The organism is Phocaeicola plebeius (assembly GCF_003437535.1).
In the GTDB taxonomy this organism is placed as follows: domain Bacteria; phylum Bacteroidota; class Bacteroidia; order Bacteroidales; family Bacteroidaceae; genus Phocaeicola; species Phocaeicola plebeius_A.
In genome coordinates this window covers 216,926-236,596 of the sequence record NZ_QSQT01000002.1, presented here as the reverse complement: position 1 = coordinate 236,596, position 19,671 = coordinate 216,926, and the positions used below count along the sequence as shown (strand labels likewise).

Genomic DNA, 19,671 nt, shown 5'->3' with positions numbered 1-19,671 from the left:
TTTACAATTTACGAATTACATACTCCGCCAGATAGCATCCGAATACGGCCGGCATATAGCTGACGGTTCCTGCGGTAGACTTCTTGTTCTGCTCATCATCTACCAATATCACGGCATTTGCATCGGCCTGCTCTGTGCTGAATACCACCGGCAGCTTCCGCTTCATACCCATTTTCTGCAGACGCTTACGCACCGCCTTGCTCAACCCACAATGATACGTATCCCACAAATCCGCAAAACGAATCTGCGTGATATCCCGTTTGGCTCCGGCTCCCATACTGCTGACAATCTTCAATCCGCGTTGCAAGGCATGATATATCAGATAGCACTTAGGAGCTACCGTATCAATGGCATCTACCACAAAATCAAACGCCGCACTGTCCAGCAGTTCAGGTATAGCCTCATCTTTCAGGTAAACCGGCAACACGGTCAGCTCCAGTTCCGGATTAATATCCCGGAAACGTTCAGCCAGTACCTCTGCCTTTGGACGTCCGATAACGGAATGAGTGGCCGGCAACTGACGGTTGATGTTACTCGGCTGTACCGTATCGGCATCTACAATCGTCATCCGTCCCACTCCGGCACGGCAAATCATTTCAGCCGCATACGCACCTACTCCTCCCAGGCCTACCACCAGCACGTGCGCCTTACGCAGACGCTCCATCTTCTCTTCACCTAACAGCAATTCCGTGCGCTGCTGCCATTCTTTCTTATTTTCTTCGCTCATGAATCTTTCTTAAACCATTTATAAAACCAGTTGCCCACCTTGTCATAATACTGTGTTTCGGCCCATCCACGCGGATCGGCAAAACTTAATGCTTCATTCGGGTCACCCTTCTGGTCAGGATACAGCAGCATGATACTGTTGTTATTAAAATATCTGGATACCTGCATGGGCAAGCGTTCAAAAGAAGAATCGTACGAAATAGACCCTCTTCGTGAACTGACAATAACCAGCAGATGATCGTAATTCACCTGTCCTGTAATAATCAGCAAGTCGTCCCAGTTATCCAGTTCCTGGTATTCCGTCATCACATCCTTGTGCTTCTTCTGGATATATCCCTTGATATACCCCAAGGTCTGAGGATGGGCAAAGAAATGCAAGCGGCATCCCAGCTGACTGCTCATGCGGCACAAGTGCGTAATCCATTTCACAAAGCCATGCTCAAATTCCGATTTAGGAGGTACCGCCACAATGATGCGTCGCAGTGTATTAACCGGCATCAGGAAGCGGGCAATCATCACCTGTTGATAAGTATTTTTCAGCAAATCTTCCGTCAGATTACCGAAGAACGAATCCACGATATTGGCCTTGTTATGCAAACCAATGACAATCGTAGTCGCTTCAGTTTCCTTAGCTGTATGTAAAATACCCGTAGCAATATTCAAGTCGAAACGCGACACCGTCTTCAGAAAGACATTGGCCGACGCAGCAATCTGAGCCGCCCTTTCCAGGCTTCTCTTTCCCCGCATCTCCAGCCGGACAGAATCATTGTTATCATTAATCACATTCAGTGCCACCAGATTGTCCGTCCGCTTTTCATCACGTACCACCAGCGCCAGCTGCATCAGTTTATCCAGTGTGTCCGGATTGGCTACCGGAATCAGGATACGTTCCTTTTGCTGTTCTTTTTCTTCATCCAGCTCTGCATCATCCATCGCAATTCGTTTGGCCGCATGTTCCGTAATAAACGAACTGACCACACACGTCACCAGAATCAGCAGAATGGTACCATTCAGCACATCTTCGTTCAACAAGCGCTCTCCACTGGGCAGAATGATGTTATAACCCACCAGTACCGCCGCCAGAGTAGCCGCAGCCTGTGCATTACTCAATCCGAACATCAGTTCCCGTTCTACCGCCTTCATGCGATATATTTTCTGTGTCAGCCACGAAGCAATCCATTTGCCTAACAGTGCCACCACAATCATAACACCCGCCACCTTAATGGAATCGATATGCCCGAACAACACATTCACGTTTATCAGCATTCCCACTCCGATAAGGAAATAAGGAATAAACAACGCATTTCCTACAAACTCCAGGTGACTCATCAGCGGAGAAACATGCGGAATCAGGCGGTTCAGCACCAATCCGGCCAGGAAGGCACCTAAGATTCCCTCCATACCAATCAGCTCCATCAATCCGGCCCCCAAGAAGACCATGGCCATCACAAAGATATACTGCACCACCTGGTCACTGTAACGACGGAAGAACCAGCGCCCGATGCGAGGGAACGTCAGCATAATCACCACGCTCAGCACCACGACTTTCAGCACCAGCCACACCCAGAACATATCCGAAGTATCGCCCTTGTACATACCTGCAATGACGGCCAGAACCAACAAGGTCAGCGTATCCGTCACCGCCGTACCTCCTACCGCAATGCTGACAGCCCGCTGCCGGTTGATACCGTAACGAATCACAATCGGATAAGCTATCAAAGTGTGCGAGGCATACATGCTGGCCAGCAGCACAGAAGTAATCAGTCCGTATCCCAGCAAGTTCAGGTTGGTCCACACACCAATACCCAGCGGGAAGATAAAGGCCAGCAAACCTAATACCGTAGCCTTCACACGGATACTCTTGAAATCCTCCATGTTCATTTCCAATCCAGCCAGGAACATGATATAATACAGTCCCACCTTGCCGAAAAGCTCAAAACTGCTGTCACGTGCCAGTATATTGAATCCATGTTCCCCAATGACGATACCTGCCAGAATCATTCCGATGATGTGCGGAATGCGCAGACGTTCCAGAACAATCGGAGCAAACAAGATAATTACCAGCACTAAAAAAAAGATCCATGTAGGATCAGTGATGGGAAAATCTATATTGAGATGAACCAAATCTAACAAATCTTTCATATATGAGGGGCTGTTCGGTTTAAATTTATGGACAAAAATACGAAAAAAGTTCCGTATTTCCCCTTTGGTATTCCAAAATGTTTTAATTTTGCGGTTCAAAGGATACAAGGAGAAGAAAAAACTATCTAACTAAAATACAGAAAGCAATACAATCACGGAATTTATTAACTTAAACAAGAAACATAAGAAATGAAAGTAGCAATTGTTGGTGCAAGCGGAGCCGTAGGACAGGAGTTCCTGCGTGTGCTCGATGAAAGAAACTTCCCGGTAGATGAACTGTTGTTGTTCGGATCTTCAAGAAGTGCCGGACGAAAATACACTTTTCGCGGAAAAGAAATCGAAGTAAAACTTCTGCAGCACAACGATGATTTCAAAGGAGTAGACATCGCCTTTACGTCAGCCGGTGCAGGAACTTCTAAGGAGTTTGCAGAAACCATCACTAAATACGGCGCTGTGATGATTGACAACTCCAGCGCTTTCCGTATGGAAAACGATATTCCTCTGGTAGTGCCTGAAGTCAACGCAGAAGACGCGCTGAACCGCCCACGTGGCATCATTGCCAACCCTAACTGTACGACTATCCAGATGGTTGTAGCCCTGAAAGCTATCGAAAACCTGACTCATATCAAACGTGTACACGTATCTACTTACCAGGCTGCCAGTGGTGCCGGTGCAGCTGCTATGGACGAGCTTTACGAACAGTACCGCCAGGTATTGGCTGGAGAGCCTGTCACTGTAGAGAAATTCGCTTATCAGCTGGCATTCAACCTGATTCCTCAGATTGACGTGTTCACAGACAACGGTTATACAAAAGAAGAAATGAAGATGTACAATGAAACACGTAAAATCATGCACTCAGATGTACAGGTTAGTGCAACTTGCGTACGTGTTCCTGCACTTCGTTCACACTCTGAAAGCATCTGGATTGAAACAGAACGTCCGGTATCTGTAGAAGAAGCCCGCGAAGCATTTGCCAACGGCGAAGGTCTGGTACTGATGGACAACCCTGAAAAGAAAGAATATCCGATGCCGTTGTTCCTGGCTGGAAAAGACCCAGTATATGTAGGCCGTATCCGTAAAGACCTGGCTAACGAAAACGGTCTGACTTTCTGGATTGTAGGTGACCAGATTAAGAAAGGTGCCGCTCTGAATGCCGTTCAGATTGCTGAATACCTGATTAAAGTGAAGAATATCGGATAATTAAGTTTATTGGTATTGACATAAAAAAGGCATTGCCTGTGAGTATTAAGCTCCAAGCAATGCTTTTTTATTTTTTTCCTGCCTCAACTTCTAAATCAGCTTTCTCATCATTCGTCTTCCTTCATCACAAAACGTCCTTGTGAATAGTGTATGAAGCAAAAAGGTTTTCTATGTTTCCCTGCAGGGAAACGTACGGTTTCTTGCCGAGAAACGTAGGTTTTCGCTACGGGAAACATACGGTTCAGAGAAGGGAAACGTAAAAAATGAAGTAAAATTCAGCCCTTAATACCAACTGGTTATGCAAAAAGTTATTACCATGCTCACCTTACAGGAAGAACAGCCCCCTCAGAATACATTTTGGTCGTCAGTATTTTCCATTGCCTATAACATTGAGAAATCCTGATGACCAATAATATTAGATACAGACTTAAAGCCGTCTCACAATTCTACCATTTCAAACGCTTCACGTTACCGTCTTTCAATACCACTTCAAACTGCTTTCTACTTTTGTCAAAGCAAATCTTGCTAACCGGATTCCAAGCATCATCATATTTTGATCCACTTTTACTCCATAACTGTAGCGTAATATAGACTTTCTCTCCCTCACATCTGTCACTGGCGTCAATCACCACACTGTTCCGACTATCCGGATGCAGCCCTTCCGCATGGACAAACTCCATCTGCTTCCAACCTTCCCAAGTCGTCATACCCAAACGATAAACACCGTTATCAATTACATAAGTCTCCTTTCCATCCAATCGAATAACACTTTCACGGATTTTTCCCTGTTTTTCCGGTAAAGCATAATGTCCCATCCTCACTTCTACTGGAGAAGGAGACGACACTTTGTCAATCCTTAAAATTCCATCGGGAAGAGGAAGTTCTGCCAACTGGAAATAAACAGCCTCATCGCTCTCCAACCAAGCCTCCCGACAATAGAAACCGTCCTCATATTTCTTAAAACTATAATTACGGAGAGGCTCCCACTTTCCCTCTTTATTCTTCACCACGTAACTCATCGCCACTTCTCCGTTCTTTCCATCTGCCTGCCACGGGAATTCGCTGTTATAAGATAAGCGGTTATAGTTTTCTACACAATGGTAATTCGATGAACTATGAGAAGTCGTGCTACGAAGTTCTGATGCACCAATATTCGGATAATCAGTGACCAATATATGAGCATCCTCCGCATATTTGCAATATACCCTATCTTTCTCAAAATCCGTCCAAGCACCTTCATTTTCCACTGCATTCCAAAAAGGATTATTAGCAGGAAGGTAAAGTGCCAAAAACAGTTTTCCCATCCAGAACACACTTCCACGGCAACTATAGCCTTGTATAGCCGGCTCAAAAGCCCCATAGAAACCCAGTGTAGGTATACGATCCTCCAAAAAATCAGGATGCTGCAAAAATTGCAGAATCGTGGAGGATGCAATACGTCTCATCCAGCCGTAATTGATATCAGGATCTTCCAACAAACCCGTCAAAGCAAGTGGAACAGACGCCCCCATCCGATAAGTAATACTTCTCCCCCACATAATCATCTTCCCGTCCCTTGCAAACATGTAAGGATAGTTTTCAGGAATTTCACGGAAATGCTCCATAAACTGCCGGGCATAATCAGGATAATATTTTTTTCCGAACTTTTCAGACCACAAAGAACCATACATTTGAAAAGCCCACATACTATAATAATCAAACAACGGATTATCGTGATACCACCCGTCACCACGATAAGCAGCCAACAATATCTGCAACAGTTCTTCCAAATAAGCCTTGTCCGTATGATACCCCTGGCTCAGAAAAAAGCTCATAATATTGACATTAAAAAAACGCCAGTTACACTCATACGTGCCGCCTTCACCATAACTCAGCATACGCACAGCCAAACTATCTTTCACCTCCTGAGACAAGGGATTCCAGAATATCTCCGGAGCCATCATAAACGACAAAGCTAGTCCACCCAATTCCACAAGCCGCTGTCCACCATTCTTTTTAGGAGGATTCATCGGTACATAGACAGGAGTGCCGGGCTGAAGCATCAATTCCAACTGTCGGCGATAATAATCCCCCAACAGTATTCCGTTCACCCTCAATTCCGGATCTTCCTTCAATAAAGGCCCCGCAAGAAACATCGTCCGGCATAAAGCCTCCAGACGGGCCACAGGTTCTTGAGAAGGCGTCCGAGGATAACTTTTTCCCGGCTGTTTTGGAAAATCCAAAGGATCTTCCGGTGACTTCACATAACTGAATGCCCCTTCCAACAAATAAAGAGCGGCCTCTTTCCAATGCTCCCGTGTCATACCCGTATAAGGACTCAAGCTCATATTCTTATTTTTCAACACAAAAACCGTCTCTGAGGTTTCGGTTGCACCAAGGCCAAAACATGATAAGCTCATCAGAGCAATTCCTATTATAAAAACATGTATTCTCATTTGATTAAATTTCAGATTACTTTCTTGATTTTATTTTTCTTCTTTCTCACAAGAATCTTTCCGAAAAGTAAAGGTAATATAAAAAATTTCTCCGACTCTATATTCCATTAAAAACAGAAAAATCAGAGAGTCATTTAAAATTTAGGATAGCCCTTCCGATTGTTGTTTTTATGGAATCTGTTTAGAATGAAAAAGTCGAAGTTCCCCTTCCATCCTGAGAAAAAAGAGAAACTTCAACTTTTTTATTTCACGGTCTTATCGAAATATTATAGTCATTATCAATATCCCGTATTCTGCTCAATCTTCGCATCCTTATTCAACTGAATTACACTCAATGGAATAGGAAGCAATACATTAAAATCTTTAAATCCCGTAATAACTTTTGACTCTGGAGCAGCAGGAACCACATCTCCATTTTTAGCTATACGTTCTTTCAAGGTATTTGTACGAACCAAAGTCATACGTCTATTCTCTTCACCAATCAATTCACGAGCACGTTCATCCAGAATAAAGTCAATATCAATTTGGTTTTCAGAAACTTTACCAGCATTAGGATTGCCTGAACTTGCACGATATTCCTTGAATGCACGATCACGCAATTTATTAATATCATCCGCAGCACCAGCTAAATTTCCTTGACGGAAACGTGCTTCTGCTCGTAACAAATAAGTCTCTCCTAAACGCATTATAGGCCAATCTTTTACTCCTGCATAACCAAAATCATCCGTTTCATCATAACAACCCCATTTGGTTGTATGCGGGAAGTAAACATTTAAAGAGTCACTTGGACCAGGAATAACTTGATCACCTGTACGAACAACCTTAGTTGATACTATATCAGGATTACTAATTTTCTGACCATCAACTTCTATTTCTTTCGGGATACTATAACCATTCGCATCTAAATACAAGGTTTCTTCATAACCCGGCCTATTATACCATAACACGCGACGAATATTAAAGTTAGAGTTACGAATATCTCCTTTTTCATATAACCCATACTTCATGAAGTTACTTAAACGCAAACGGCCATTTCCACGACCACCAATAGAATCGGCATTCTGCATTCCTGCATACTTATGGAAAGCAGGAGTCCAAACACGACGATGCTGTGGGTTATCAATTGTACCTCCAGTTACATTTCTATTATATTCCATTTCAAAAGTCCAAATTGCTTCTGTATTGCCCTCTGAACGGCGTTGATTATGCCAACGGAACATATCATGATAATAATCTCCTGCCTCACTTAAATACTTACCATATCGTGCTTCGATCAAGCGATAGGATGCATTAGCAATAATTGGGTCCAACGATTTTTCCGCTTTTTCAAAGAAAGAAGCATCTCTCATACCCATACGCAAATAGGCCTCTCCAGCTAACTGACGAGCGAAATCTTTATTAGCACGACTTTCTGTCACAGCTTTACCCATATCAGGTAAATTAGTCATCGCATACTGCAAATCACTATCTATTAACTCATCTACTTTAGCAACTTTTTCACGCGTATAATCAGTCTTTGGTATATTTGTTGTTTCTGTAACCAAAGGCACGTCTCCCCAAAGAGTCACTAATGTATTATAAGCATATGCCCGGAAAAACTTTGCTTCTGCAATCTTTGCCTTATCACCGTTTTCCCCCAGCATCTCAATTATTTGATTTGCTTCATTAATAAATTCATAACATTTCTCCCACAACCATGACACTCCTGCATTTTCATCTGTTAATTGTGCATATTGATAAAATGGCGTTTCTACTCCTTCCACATCACCAGCAGACGCAACATCGGTACCAATTTGAAAACAACTCAAAAAGCCTTGACGTCCAGAATATCCCCACAAGCTAGCATACGTATAATATAATCCTACCAAACGATTATCTACACTAGCTCCTTCAGGAGAATATTTTGAATACATTTCTTCATCCAAAAAACTGTCACTACAAGACATTGTTCCCATCGACAAAACTGACACTGCCAGCGTGCCGAATAATATATTTTTCAATTTCATATTTATTAAGATTAGAAGGTTACATTAATACCAAATACGTAACTCTTTGTCATTGGATAGTTACTAGAATCATAAACAGTCTCACCACGAGTTGCATCCCATGAGCTACTACCACGAGCTATCTGACGAGACTCTGGATCCCAACCAATCCATTTTGTAAAAGTAAACAGATTTCTTCCGCTAGCATACACAGTCAATCCTCCAATTCCCATTTTTTTAATGAGCTGTGCGGGGAAGTTATAACTTAATGTTACATCCTTTATACGTGTATAATTAGCTTTGCAAGGGAAACCATAACCATGAGGATTTGAGTTCTTGCTTAAAGAACGCCATTCATTACTTTTATTTTCAGGTGTCCAATAACCAATCTCAGTTGCAGTATTTCGACGTCCCATTTCATCGCCAGCCATACCAATCAACGTATTATTTTTCATGACTCCCTGAACTGTTTGTATGAATACACTTAAAGTTAAATCCTTCCATGTAAATGTATTAGTCAATCCACCAATCCATTTTGGAGTAGTCTGTCCTAAGACTGAGCGGTCATCATCTGTAATCTTACCATCTTTATTTAAATCCAACAGCTTCAAATCTCCAGCTTTAGCCACCGGATCCCACTTCAGGTGTTCTCCTGCAGCAATTTCCTCTTCTTGCCAGATACCAACTTTAGTAAAATCATAAATTACTCCAATAGGTTGTCCAATAAACCAACGGTTAGCTATATCATCTTTTCCGTCACCATACAAATCCTTGATTTCATTCTTATTCCAAGAAAATACTAAATTAGTACTCCAAGTAAAATCTTTTGTAACAATATTACGAGAATTCAATGTCAGCTCAATACCTTTGTTAGCTGTTTCACCCATATTGGCATATACCTTATTAAATCCACTAACCGTAGGGAGGTTACGCTGCATCAACAAATCGGTAGTCCGAGAAAAATAAACATCCAAATTACCAGTCAAGCGATTATTCCAGAGTCCAAAATCCAATCCGACATTAAATGTCTTAGTTGTTTCCCAACTCAAATCTGCGTTTCCCATAAATTCATCAGGATATAATGCAAGATTAGCACTACCTCCCATAGCCAGCATATTATTTACCATCTTCATACGTGAATAATACACGCCAATAGCTTCATTTCCTGATTTACCATACGAAAGACGAAGTTTCAAATTGTTTAACCAATTTTGTGCAGGCTGCATAAACTCTTCGTTTGTTACATTCCATCCCAAAGCCACTGACGGAAATACTCCATATTTATTATTATCTCCAAAAACAGAAGATCCATCACGACGAACTGTGGCTGTAAACAAATAACGACTATCGTAAGAATAATTCAAACGTCCCATCTGAGAAACAGTTGTATACAACTCCGTATAAGAAGCAACCGTAGGAGTTGAAGCACTGCCTATATTATGCCATGTTTGATCATCACTAGGGAAATTCGTTGCTTTAGCCTGAGCCCACTGATACTTTTTACGAGAAGCTGCATACAATCCTGTCAAATCAAAATGATGCTTATTAAAATCACGTGCATATGTCACGATATTTTCAATCGTATAACTTTGAGTTTCTTCATTCTTAATTTCAGCAGAACCAGTATTATTATTTACAGACTTTCCCTCATAATTATTATACCGTTTAGGCATATACGCAAACCCAGCATTCAATTTATACTTCAATCCTTTAAGAGGAGCCCACAGTTTCTCAAAATCTAAATCAGCATATCCATTCAAGTTAATATTCCACTGACGACGTTCTGGAGAAGTTGTAGTCCACATCAACGGGTTTGTAAATAAACTTTCAGAATACATCGGATAAATGCAATATGAGCCATCATCCTCATATACTTTTCCATAAGGGCTCATAGCTTCTGCCATCAACAAGCTGGCACGTCCTCCATCCCGATTATGAGATACAATATAAGAATTAGTTCCTACCTTCAAATAATTAGTAACATTTACATCTATATTTGTACGGATAGAATATCGCTTATAATTAAACCCTTTGATAATACCTTTCTGACTCATATAGTCAGCAGAGATATAATATTGCACATTTTCAGCTCCACCACCTACGCTAATGTTATGATCCTGAATAATACCTGTCTGAGATACGGCATCAATCCAATCTGTCTCATATCCATTCTCATAGTTCTCCACTTCATTCTGATTTTTTACAAAACCATTGAACAGAGTTTCTCCTGGATTTTGTGCAACATAGTCTTTATATCTCTGTAAAATCTGAGCGCCATCACCGAATTTCAACTTATGTGAAAAATCTTCAAAACCGACATAACCACTATAACGAATATTAGGCTTACCAGATTTACCACGTTTAGTTGTTATCAAAATAACACCATTTGCTCCGTTTGTACCATAAATAGCTGTAGCTGAAGCATCTTTCAGGATTTCCATTGATTCAATATCATTCGGATTAATATCATTCAATGTTCCACCTGACTTACTAATAGGCACACCATCTACCACAATATAAGGACCTGAATTGGCATTAATGGAGTTTTGCCCACGAACCAATGCATCCGGAGCATCACCAGGAATAGAAGATGTCTGTGTAATAGTTACGCCTGCGGTAGCTCCTTGAATAGCCTGCAACACATTTGTAACCGGCAATTTAGATAAACGATCTTTAGGTACAGAAGTTACAGAGCCTGTTACATCCGACTTTTTCTGGACACCGTATCCTACCACAACCACTTCATCCAAAGTTTCAGTATCTTCCTGCAAAGTTACTCCCATATTAGGACTAGCTTTCGTTTCCAATGTCTTATAGCCAATATAAGAAATCTGCAACACTGCATTAGAAGATACCGATAATGTAAATTTACCATCCAAATCAGTAATAGTACCATTGGTTGTACCTTTTTCCAATACACTGGCACCAATGATAGGTTCCCCACTTGAGTCTTTCACAATACCAGATACAGTTTGTTTCTGCTGTACATTCTGAACAGAATAGTTTTCACTTTCCGCCATCACAGCCAACGGATGGGTTGCTATAAAACCCGAACAAAGCAGTAAGGCAAACAAAGCCTTTCGATTGTTTTTAAACGAATCTACTTTCATGTTTTTCTACATTTTAAATTAGACTATTAAGGATGTTTCTTATTTCTATAATTTTAAATACAGAAACCTTCTATAACTTAAGTTCCAACTTTCTGATTGCAAATTTATGTAATCATATATAAAATAATAGATAAAAAATAAGCAATATAGGAAAAAATTTAAGCGCTTTTAATTTATCTACTTTACCCTCAAAAAAATCAAATCACAAATGATGAAGATATTCATGATAAACGTTCAATAAGTCCCAACAAACGCATGATAAAAAATTCGTCACAGCACAAAAAATTCGTCTGTTTCCAAGTTTTTGACAGATTTTTAATAGCTAGGCGAGCCCGAATATTGAGTTTATTGTATTTTTGTCTAAAAATCATAAGTTATGAAAAACTGTATTATTCTCTTTTTACTTCTTCTAGGATGGTGCCAGTCTACCTTTTCACAATCTCCATATACATTTAAAAGATTACATATGGCTGACGGTATGGTCAGTAACTATATTGTCGACATTATTCAAGACAAACAAGGATACGTATGGATGGCCTCTGAATCAGGTCTCTGCAAATTTGACGGAAAAGATTTCACCACATATGACATAGGAAATTCTGCCATTGGAAGCAATGCACAAAATATATTGTACTATAACGAAGCCAGCAATACGGTATGGGTAGGGACTCAACGTGATGGCATTAGCATTTTCGATTGTGAAAAACAAACTTTCACCCCCAATGGAGTACCTGGTATAATCACAAAAGATATAACTGACTTAAGTCCTGCCACCGACGGAGGAGTTTGGATTACTCATTATCACTCAGGAATAGACTATTACAGCAACAAAACTAAAAAAATAATTCATTATAGAACTAAAGACATTAAAGGGTTATCAGGAAATTTCCGATGTGCAACTGATGACGGAAATGGTCATCTCTATGTCGGCCTCCACAAGGGAGGATTAGCCGTTGTAGATATACAACAAAAAACTGCAAAAATCTACCAGCACAATCCTGGAAATCCATATAGCCTGCCCGACAATACAGTACGTTGCATATTCATCAGCCCCACCAATGCTATTTGGATTGGAACCGATAAAGGATTAACATTATTCAACCCAAATAAAGAGCAATTTATCACCTTCCAAAACCAGCAGGGCAACCCCTACTCTCTTTTATCCAATGAAATCAATGACATAGGTGAAAGCAAAGATGGCAGATTGTGGGTATGTGCCCACATGGGAGGAGTAAGTATACTTGACTTAAATGATAATGTGTTTACAAGCCCCGAAAATATGCATTTTCAAAACATACAAGTCACCAATGACTTACATGGCATATCATCTCCGAACGCCAGGTGTTTTCTACAAGATTCTTTCGGCAATATTTGGCTAGGGAATTATCGAGGAGGAGTGGATTTTCTCAGCTATAACCAACCTGTATTTCAGACATTAGCATATAATACCCTAAAAGATGGCGCCTTAACAGAAAAACAAGTATGGGGACTTACCATTGACAATGAATCACGCATCTGGCTGGGAGGAGAAAATGAAATCGCAATATTCAGTGCCAACATGAAGCTTCAAAAAATTTTGTCTCTTGCTGGTAAAGCCAATCCACACACACATGCCTCTGTCATATTTAAAGATAAAAAAGGAATTATCTGGTTGGGATTATACAAGGATGGAATTCTAACTTGTGACCCACGTACTCAAAAGATCACACGAATTGAGTTAGAGGATAAAACTGCTGATATTTGTTGTTTTTTTGAAGAAAACAATAAAATATGGATTGGTACCCAAAATGGATTGTATTCCTGGGAGAATGGGAAAATAATCGAAGAAAAAGAAATAAACAAACAACTCCCAGACATTATGATACACGGTATCCAACGGGACCGTCAAGGGAAATTATGGTTAGGTACATTCGGTAAAGGACTTAATGTATTTTCTCCAGAAGGAAAAAGAATTATGCACTTCGATACCTCCAATGGAATGGAGTCAAATGCAGTCAACTCATTGTATATGGATTCAAAAGGAAGACTATGGGTAGCTACACGTGCAGGCATCGTCCACATCAATGATACGAGCAACCCTAAACTTGAAATATACAATCACAAGCAAGGACTAATCGATGAAAATGTCAGAAGTATCATAGAAGATAAAAAAGGAAATATTTGGCTCAGTACAAACGGAGGAATTGCCCAATGGAAAAGTGATGAAAAAAGATTTCTGAACTATACCTGGCACCAAGGAGTACCCAGAGGAGACTTCATGGATGGTGCAGTATGCAAAGACGACAACGGTAATTTGTTTTTCGGCTCACAGAATGGGGCCTGCTACTTTAACCCTGAACACATTATAGAAAATGTACAGATTGCTCCTGTAAAAATTACAAATATTAAAAGTTACGATAACTCCAATCCAAGTAGCAAAGGAACGATTGTCCCAATTACCAATAACAAGGTAGAATTATCTCACCAAAATAGCACTTTTACCATCTCTTTCAGTGTAATGGACTTCTCACAAACTCCCCAAGTGGAATATGCTTATACTATGGAAGGATTAGGTAAAACATGGTTTGAAACAGGTGATGAGAATCGAATTACATTCCGAAATCTAGAACCTGGAGAATATACATTTAAAGTAAAAGCCAAAATGAGAAACCAGCCATGGGGCAACAAATTTACTTCTCTCCAAATTATTATCGCTCCCCCTATCTGGCTCACTTGGTATGCAAAATTACTTTATGCTATACTCATTATCCTTATATTATTTGGCGTCTTACGCTTCTATAAACGCAAACTAGCATTGGAAAGTCGTCTGAACCTAGAACATCACCAGCACGAAAATGATCAAAAGCTCAATAATGAACGACTGCGTTTCTATACTAATATCACACATGAGTTGCGCACTCCTTTAACCCTAATTCTCGGACCATTAGAGGACTTATTAGCCGATAAAACATTGTCTCCACGACAAGCCAATAAAATCAGTATCATCCGCGACAGTGCCAACCGATTGCTCAACCTTATCAATCAGATTCTGGAGTTCAGAAAAACGGAAACAGAAAACAGAAAGCTAAAGGTAGGCTATCATAACCTGGCACTATTAGTACAGGAAATAGGTATAAAATACAAGGAACTAAACCAAAATGCAGAAGTAAACATTCATATCCAAGTTGATACGCAAGATACGAAGCTTTACTATGACCATGAGATTATCACCATCATCATTGATAATCTCATGTCGAATGCTGTTAAATATACCCCAAAAGGCGATATAACACTCACTTTAGCCAGCAATGAAGAAAACGGAGTTAAATATACCACTATCAGTGTGGAAGATACCGGCCACGGAATCTCCAAGGAATCTTTAAACCATATCTTCGAACGATATTATCAAGGCAAAGGAAAATATCAGGCTTCAGGTTCAGGAATTGGTCTGGCACTGGTAAAATCCCTGGCAGATTTGCACCAGGCAACCATTGAAGTGGAAAGTGAAGTGGAAAAAGGAAGTAAATTCACTTTGAAACTAATTACAGAAAATACATACCCAAATGCAGAGCATCAAGTTGTCAAAGAAGTTCATAAATCAGAAGAAAATAATGAACAAACAATTTCAATAGAAACCGAAGACGGAAAACCTATCATTTTGATTGTAGAAGATAATCGGGACATACGCGAATATGTAAGAAGTTCATTTGAGGAAATGTATGAAGTACTGACAGCTGCAGATGGGAAAGAAGGATGGGACATCGCACAAAACCAAATTCCAAACATCATCATCAGTGACATCATGATGCCGGTAATGGACGGGATTGAGCTATGCCGCCATATCAAAGAAGATATGCGTACCAGTCATATTCCAGTCATTTTGCTTACAGCCAAAGATACACTTCAGGATAAGGAAGAGGGATATGCTGCAGGAGCCGATTCCTTCATCACGAAACCGTTTAGTGCCCGTTTGCTAAACAGCCGTATCAATAACATTTTGGAAAACCGACGCAAAACAGCAGGAGTCATCACCTCAATTCCTGAAACAGAAAGTGAACAAGAAAACATCGAAAATGAACGAAAGAACTTAAACAAACTGGACCAGGAGTTTTTAGACAAGGTGACTGCCATCATTGAAGAAAATCTATGTATGGAAAAAATGGATGTAGCGTTCATTGCCGATAAAATGTGCATGAGTCATTCTACTCTCTACCGAAAAATCAAAGGATTAACCGAAATGACCGTCAATGAGTATGTCCGGAAAATCAAGATGAAAAAAGGCATGGAACTCATCAACGAAGGAAAGTATTCGTTGGCTGAAATTTCTGATTTAACAGGTTTCAGCAGTGTAGCTTACTTCCGCCAATGCTTTAAAGATGAGTATGGAATGGCTCCCACTGAATATCTGAAGAGAAAACAGAACTAATTTTATCTCTATACACAATAAAACCATCAATGCCTGCCGAGAAATATTCTCAACAGGCATTGATGATTTTGATCATTTCTTATCAAAGAAATCGAGTGTCCAGCTATCCATCCATTCGATATAAGGCACTCCATTTTCAAACTGTATGGGCAACCAGATATAACGGGCATCACTCGGATGCTTAGGCCGCCAGATATCTGCCATAAAGATAAAGGCGTCTTTCTTTCCCGATACCGGAAGGACATAGGTACTCTGCCCGCCAAAAGTGATTTCTGATTTCTTCCCACGGCAAGGATTTGGATGTTGTGTCCAAGGTCCCCAAATACTGGGAGCAGAGAACATGCGTGCTTCATTAGGATCCCATCCGGTACAGCCGGAAGTAATCATCCAGTATGTACCGTCACTCTTCTTGAATATGGCAGGTGCTTCATTGTGCCCGGCTGGAGCCATACGCACATACTTACCAGTATGAGTCAGGTAATCATCGCTCAATTCTGCAATCTGTAGTGTCAGATTGTCTTCTGACGAGTAAATATGATAGGCTTTTACATCTTCATCCACAAAAAGCTGCATATCACGTGCCATTTGTCCACCTTGCAGGTCACGTTTCACAAACAAGCCTTTGTGAATCGCTTCATACCACATCGGTGTCCACCATTCCTTATATTTTTCTGCATCCAATGTATCCAGCATGGCACGTTGTGTTTCATTCATATCAAAAGGAAGCACTCCCGGATTAATACGTTCCGAACGAATATACTTGAACGGCCCGGTAGGAGAATCTGAGACGGCCACCGCTGAACGGGCCGCTGCATAGCCTTTTCCTTTCAATTCCAAGTGGAACCACATGACAAACTTCTCCGTCTTTTCATTATAGATTACTTTGGGACGTTCCATTACACATCCCTGTACGATGTCACTGGTAGAATCGTTCAACACTACAGGTAAAACGGCTCCTTCGTTGTTCCAGTCTGTCAGGTTCTTTGAAGAGTAACACATAATTCCCACCATAGCACTGCTGGTAGAATCGGATTTATTCTCGCCATACCAGTAGTAAGTACCATCATGATACAATATACCACCTCCGTGGGCATTTACATGTACCCCCTGATTGTCAGGCCAGATTTCACCACTACAAATTTCTTTGGGAGGTTCGGCTGTACATGCCGTTAGCAAAAGAAAACAAAGCACACCCAAAAGACTAATCGATCTCAGTCTCATACATCAAATTTATTATATCTTTATTACAACAATTACGACTGAGATTCAGGAAGCAATCCGAAATAAGCCCCAAAATCTCAGTCGTAGTTTATTATCCCTTATTTACAAAACTCAATAGTTTCTTAGAACAAATCCCATGTACGGATTTCATCTCTCCAATGATGATCTTTCGGGAAAGGCTTTTCTCCCCAAGCACGTACGCTGGTCCATTCTTGTGGTGCATCGGTCCAGAATGGATGAGAAGCCGGAAGTCCTAAAGGCAAGAATGATAAAGAAGTCATATACAAACTTCCGTTGTTGGTATACCAGTCGGCTACATTCGGCTGACGTCCGGTAAATCCGATAGTCAGGAAACCACCTTCATTGAAATTGTGTCCGCTGGCAAACATACGCTTCATCACTGCTGTCAGCGCACAACGAACCTGTGCATTAGTCACTCCTGCAGGCAGTTCCTGATACCATGCCATCAAAGCCAATGGCTGCATAGTAGCCATACGATAAGGAATGGAGCGACCGAATACGGGGAAGGTTCCTTCCGGAGAGATGAAACGTTCCAAAATCAAGCTGAATTTCTGCGCACGTTTCAAGGCACGGTCATAATATTTTCCGTAGGCAATCCGTGTATATGCCTTTGCATCCTTCATAGCCTGAAGGGTTTCCAAATACATCGGATGGAATACGTAACTACTATAATAATCGAACGCAAAGGAAGGACCGTCAGCATACCAGCCATCTCCTGTATACCATTCTTCTACCTTACGAATAGCTGAATTCACACGATATTCATCGAATGAAGCTCCAGCTTTTGCCAGGAAACTTTCAATGGTAGATGAGAACAACAGCCAGTTAGTATAAGGAGGATCAACCCGACGCAACTGCTGGAATTCTTCCACATAGCGTTTCTTCGTAGTCTCATCCAACGGCAACCAGAGTTGTGCGTATGCACGAAGGAAGCTTTCCGCAATATAAGCAGCATCCACCAACGCCTGTCCATGACCACGCCACAACAGATAGTCCGGACTTTGCGGATCAACTGCATTGGCATAACTCTTCAAAGCCATTTCACGAAGTTCCTTACGCATCTTTCCTTCTTCAGTGTCGTCATCCGGTAAAGTCAGCCAAGGAGCAATACCCGCCATCAAACGTCCGAATGTTTCCATATAAGTCACCCGTTTGTCACGGCCATCCCAGTTAGGACTTACTTCTACCAGCATGTTTTTCTGCAATTCGCCTTTTGACATGTTACTCAATACCGGATAAGCCATCTGATAAGCCAATTTGCACCAGTAAGCACGATCGGCACTCTGAGAAGCTTCCAAATAACGCACATACTCGCAAGCTGCCAGCAAGAAAGCTCCTACACCAAAATTAGCGGTAGACTTCGCATTTATTACCTGTCCGGGGATTGCTTTTTCACCGATAGGCTGTACATAACCTACCGTTCCGTCTTTCTGAAGTGCTTTCTTTGACAAATAGTTCCATGCCTTCTGCACCACCGGCATGTATATATCTTTTTCCAAATACCCATTGTTTATACCCCATAAGAATCCGTATGTAAACAGAGCTGTTCCACTGGTTTCCGGTCCCGGTGCAAATTCCGGATCCATCATGCTGCGTGTCCAGTAACCTTCAGGCTGCTGGATAGCTGCGACGGCTTTTGCCATCTTCTGAAATTTATCCACAAAGAACTGATGATGCTTATATTCTTCCGGCAAGTCCTTCAACACTTTAGCCAGCCCGGCTAATACCCAGGCATCACCTCTGGCCCAGAAATCCTTCTTACCGTTTACCGTCTTGTGCTTCGGATAAATGTATTTTGCATCACGGTAATAAAGATTCTCTTCCTTATCGAACATGATGCTGTCAGAATACTGCAAATAAGCATACAATTTATCCAGATACAGCGTGTTATGAGTCACCTTGTAAAGTTTTGTCATTACCGGCATCGCCATATACAGCGCATCACTCCACCACCAATAGTCATTCTGCGAAGTACTCATCTGATATTCCATGACCTCACGCGCACGTTTGATTTTCTTATCATCCGGAGCTAAATTGTACAAATCGGTATAAGTCTGGAAACAAATCTGGTAGTCACCAAAAAGGACATACTGATCCGACTCTCCGTAAGAATATTTCCACTCCGCACGGTTATCACTCTTCGCTCCCTTCCACTGGTTATAGTTTGCCCAAGTTTCAGAATAAGCACGATAAGTCTCATTTCCCGTCAGGAAATAGGCTTCCATATTACCCGTATGATATACAGCATTATCCCAGAATGAACGTACTTCCGGTGAATTTTCTGCCTGCCAATGCTGATTTACCTTATCAATCATTTTCCGAACCTCTGTCGCTTCGGAATCTTTGGCCCCAACCGACATCGGCAATACTCCGACAGCGCAAGCCAGTAACAATTTGAATACCTGTTTCATAGTTTTATTTTGAGA

General features: G+C 41.2%; 9 protein-coding genes. 2 read left to right on the top strand and 7 right to left on the bottom strand.

Annotated elements, in window-relative coordinates; translation table 11 throughout:
- Position 1: 1 nt before the first annotated feature.
- Positions 2 to 727, bottom strand: a complete 726-nt coding sequence (locus tag DXD04_RS02240; protein ID WP_007559715.1) for a tRNA threonylcarbamoyladenosine dehydratase — start codon at positions 725 to 727, stop codon at positions 2 to 4.
- Positions 724 to 2,868 carry a cation:proton antiporter gene (locus DXD04_RS02235; RefSeq protein WP_117670470.1) on the bottom strand — a complete coding sequence of 715 codons (2,145 nt, stop codon included), beginning with the start codon at positions 2,866 to 2,868 and terminating at the stop codon, positions 724 to 726. Before DXD04_RS02235 ends, DXD04_RS02240 begins: the two co-directional genes overlap by 4 nt.
- 189 nt (positions 2,869 to 3,057) lie before the next feature.
- On the opposite strand from DXD04_RS02235, the gene DXD04_RS02230 reads away from it, so the two are divergent.
- On the top strand, positions 3,058 to 4,068 hold the full coding sequence (locus DXD04_RS02230) for an aspartate-semialdehyde dehydrogenase (protein ID WP_007559717.1): 1,011 nt from the start codon (positions 3,058 to 3,060) through the stop codon (positions 4,066 to 4,068).
- A 446-nt stretch (positions 4,069 to 4,514) separates the two neighbouring features.
- Here DXD04_RS02230 and DXD04_RS02225 read toward each other — a convergent pair whose 3' ends face one another.
- The 3 genes from DXD04_RS02225 to DXD04_RS02215 form a co-directional block, all read right to left on the bottom strand.
- Positions 4,515 to 6,395, bottom strand: coding sequence for a DUF2264 domain-containing protein (locus DXD04_RS02225; protein WP_181977441.1), 1,881 nt, complete (start codon positions 6,393 to 6,395; stop codon positions 4,515 to 4,517).
- Between the two features lie 386 nt (positions 6,396 to 6,781).
- Complete coding sequence (locus tag DXD04_RS02220; RefSeq protein WP_117670466.1) at positions 6,782 to 8,509, bottom strand: RagB/SusD family nutrient uptake outer membrane protein; 1,728 nt, start codon at positions 8,507 to 8,509, stop codon at positions 6,782 to 6,784.
- An 11-nt stretch (positions 8,510 to 8,520) separates the two neighbouring features.
- On the bottom strand, positions 8,521 to 11,598 hold the full coding sequence (locus tag DXD04_RS02215) for a SusC/RagA family TonB-linked outer membrane protein (RefSeq protein WP_117670464.1): 3,078 nt from the start codon (positions 11,596 to 11,598) through the stop codon (positions 8,521 to 8,523).
- Positions 11,599 to 11,974: 376 nt separating this feature from the next.
- Between DXD04_RS02215 and DXD04_RS02210 the strand changes: the two genes are divergently transcribed.
- A complete protein-coding gene (locus tag DXD04_RS02210) occupies positions 11,975 to 16,003 on the top strand; it encodes a two-component regulator propeller domain-containing protein (protein ID WP_259299494.1) in 4,029 nt (1,342 codons plus the stop codon).
- A 72-nt stretch (positions 16,004 to 16,075) separates the two neighbouring features.
- Here the strand turns inward: DXD04_RS02210 and DXD04_RS02205 are convergent, their stop codons facing one another.
- Positions 16,076 to 17,224, bottom strand: a complete 1,149-nt coding sequence (locus DXD04_RS02205) for a glycoside hydrolase family 43 protein (RefSeq protein ID WP_117670460.1) — start codon at positions 17,222 to 17,224, stop codon at positions 16,076 to 16,078.
- A 122-nt stretch (positions 17,225 to 17,346) separates the two neighbouring features.
- The gene (locus DXD04_RS17035; RefSeq protein ID WP_117670458.1) at positions 17,347 to 19,656 is read right to left on the bottom strand and encodes a DUF2264 domain-containing protein; all 2,310 of its coding nucleotides are present in this window, start codon (positions 19,654 to 19,656) and stop codon (positions 17,347 to 17,349) included.
- Between the last annotated feature and the right edge of the window lie 15 nt (positions 19,657 to 19,671).

What these genes read in the sequence shown, in the direction of transcription:
- DXD04_RS02215 (WP_117670464.1), bottom strand. Translation starts at nt 11,598, where the DNA reads ATGAAAGTAGATTCGTTTAAAAACAATCGAAAGGCTTTGTTTGCCTTA.
- DXD04_RS02220 (WP_117670466.1), bottom strand. Translation starts at nt 8,509, where the DNA reads ATGAAATTGAAAAATATATTATTCGGCACGCTGGCAGTGTCAGTTTTG.
- DXD04_RS17035 (WP_117670458.1), bottom strand. Translation starts at nt 19,656, where the DNA reads ATGAAACAGGTATTCAAATTGTTACTGGCTTGCGCTGTCGGAGTATTG.
- DXD04_RS02240 (WP_007559715.1), bottom strand. Translation starts at nt 727, where the DNA reads ATGAGCGAAGAAAATAAGAAAGAATGGCAGCAGCGCACGGAATTGCTG.
- DXD04_RS02225 (WP_181977441.1), bottom strand. Translation starts at nt 6,395, where the DNA reads ATGAGCTTGAGTCCTTATACGGGTATGACACGGGAGCATTGGAAAGAG.
- DXD04_RS02205 (WP_117670460.1), bottom strand. Translation starts at nt 17,224, where the DNA reads ATGAGACTGAGATCGATTAGTCTTTTGGGTGTGCTTTGTTTTCTTTTG.
- DXD04_RS02230 (WP_007559717.1), top strand. Translation starts at nt 3,058, where the DNA reads ATGAAAGTAGCAATTGTTGGTGCAAGCGGAGCCGTAGGACAGGAGTTC.
- DXD04_RS02210 (WP_259299494.1), top strand. Translation starts at nt 11,975, where the DNA reads ATGAAAAACTGTATTATTCTCTTTTTACTTCTTCTAGGATGGTGCCAG.
- DXD04_RS02235 (WP_117670470.1), bottom strand. Translation starts at nt 2,868, where the DNA reads ATGAAAGATTTGTTAGATTTGGTTCATCTCAATATAGATTTTCCCATC.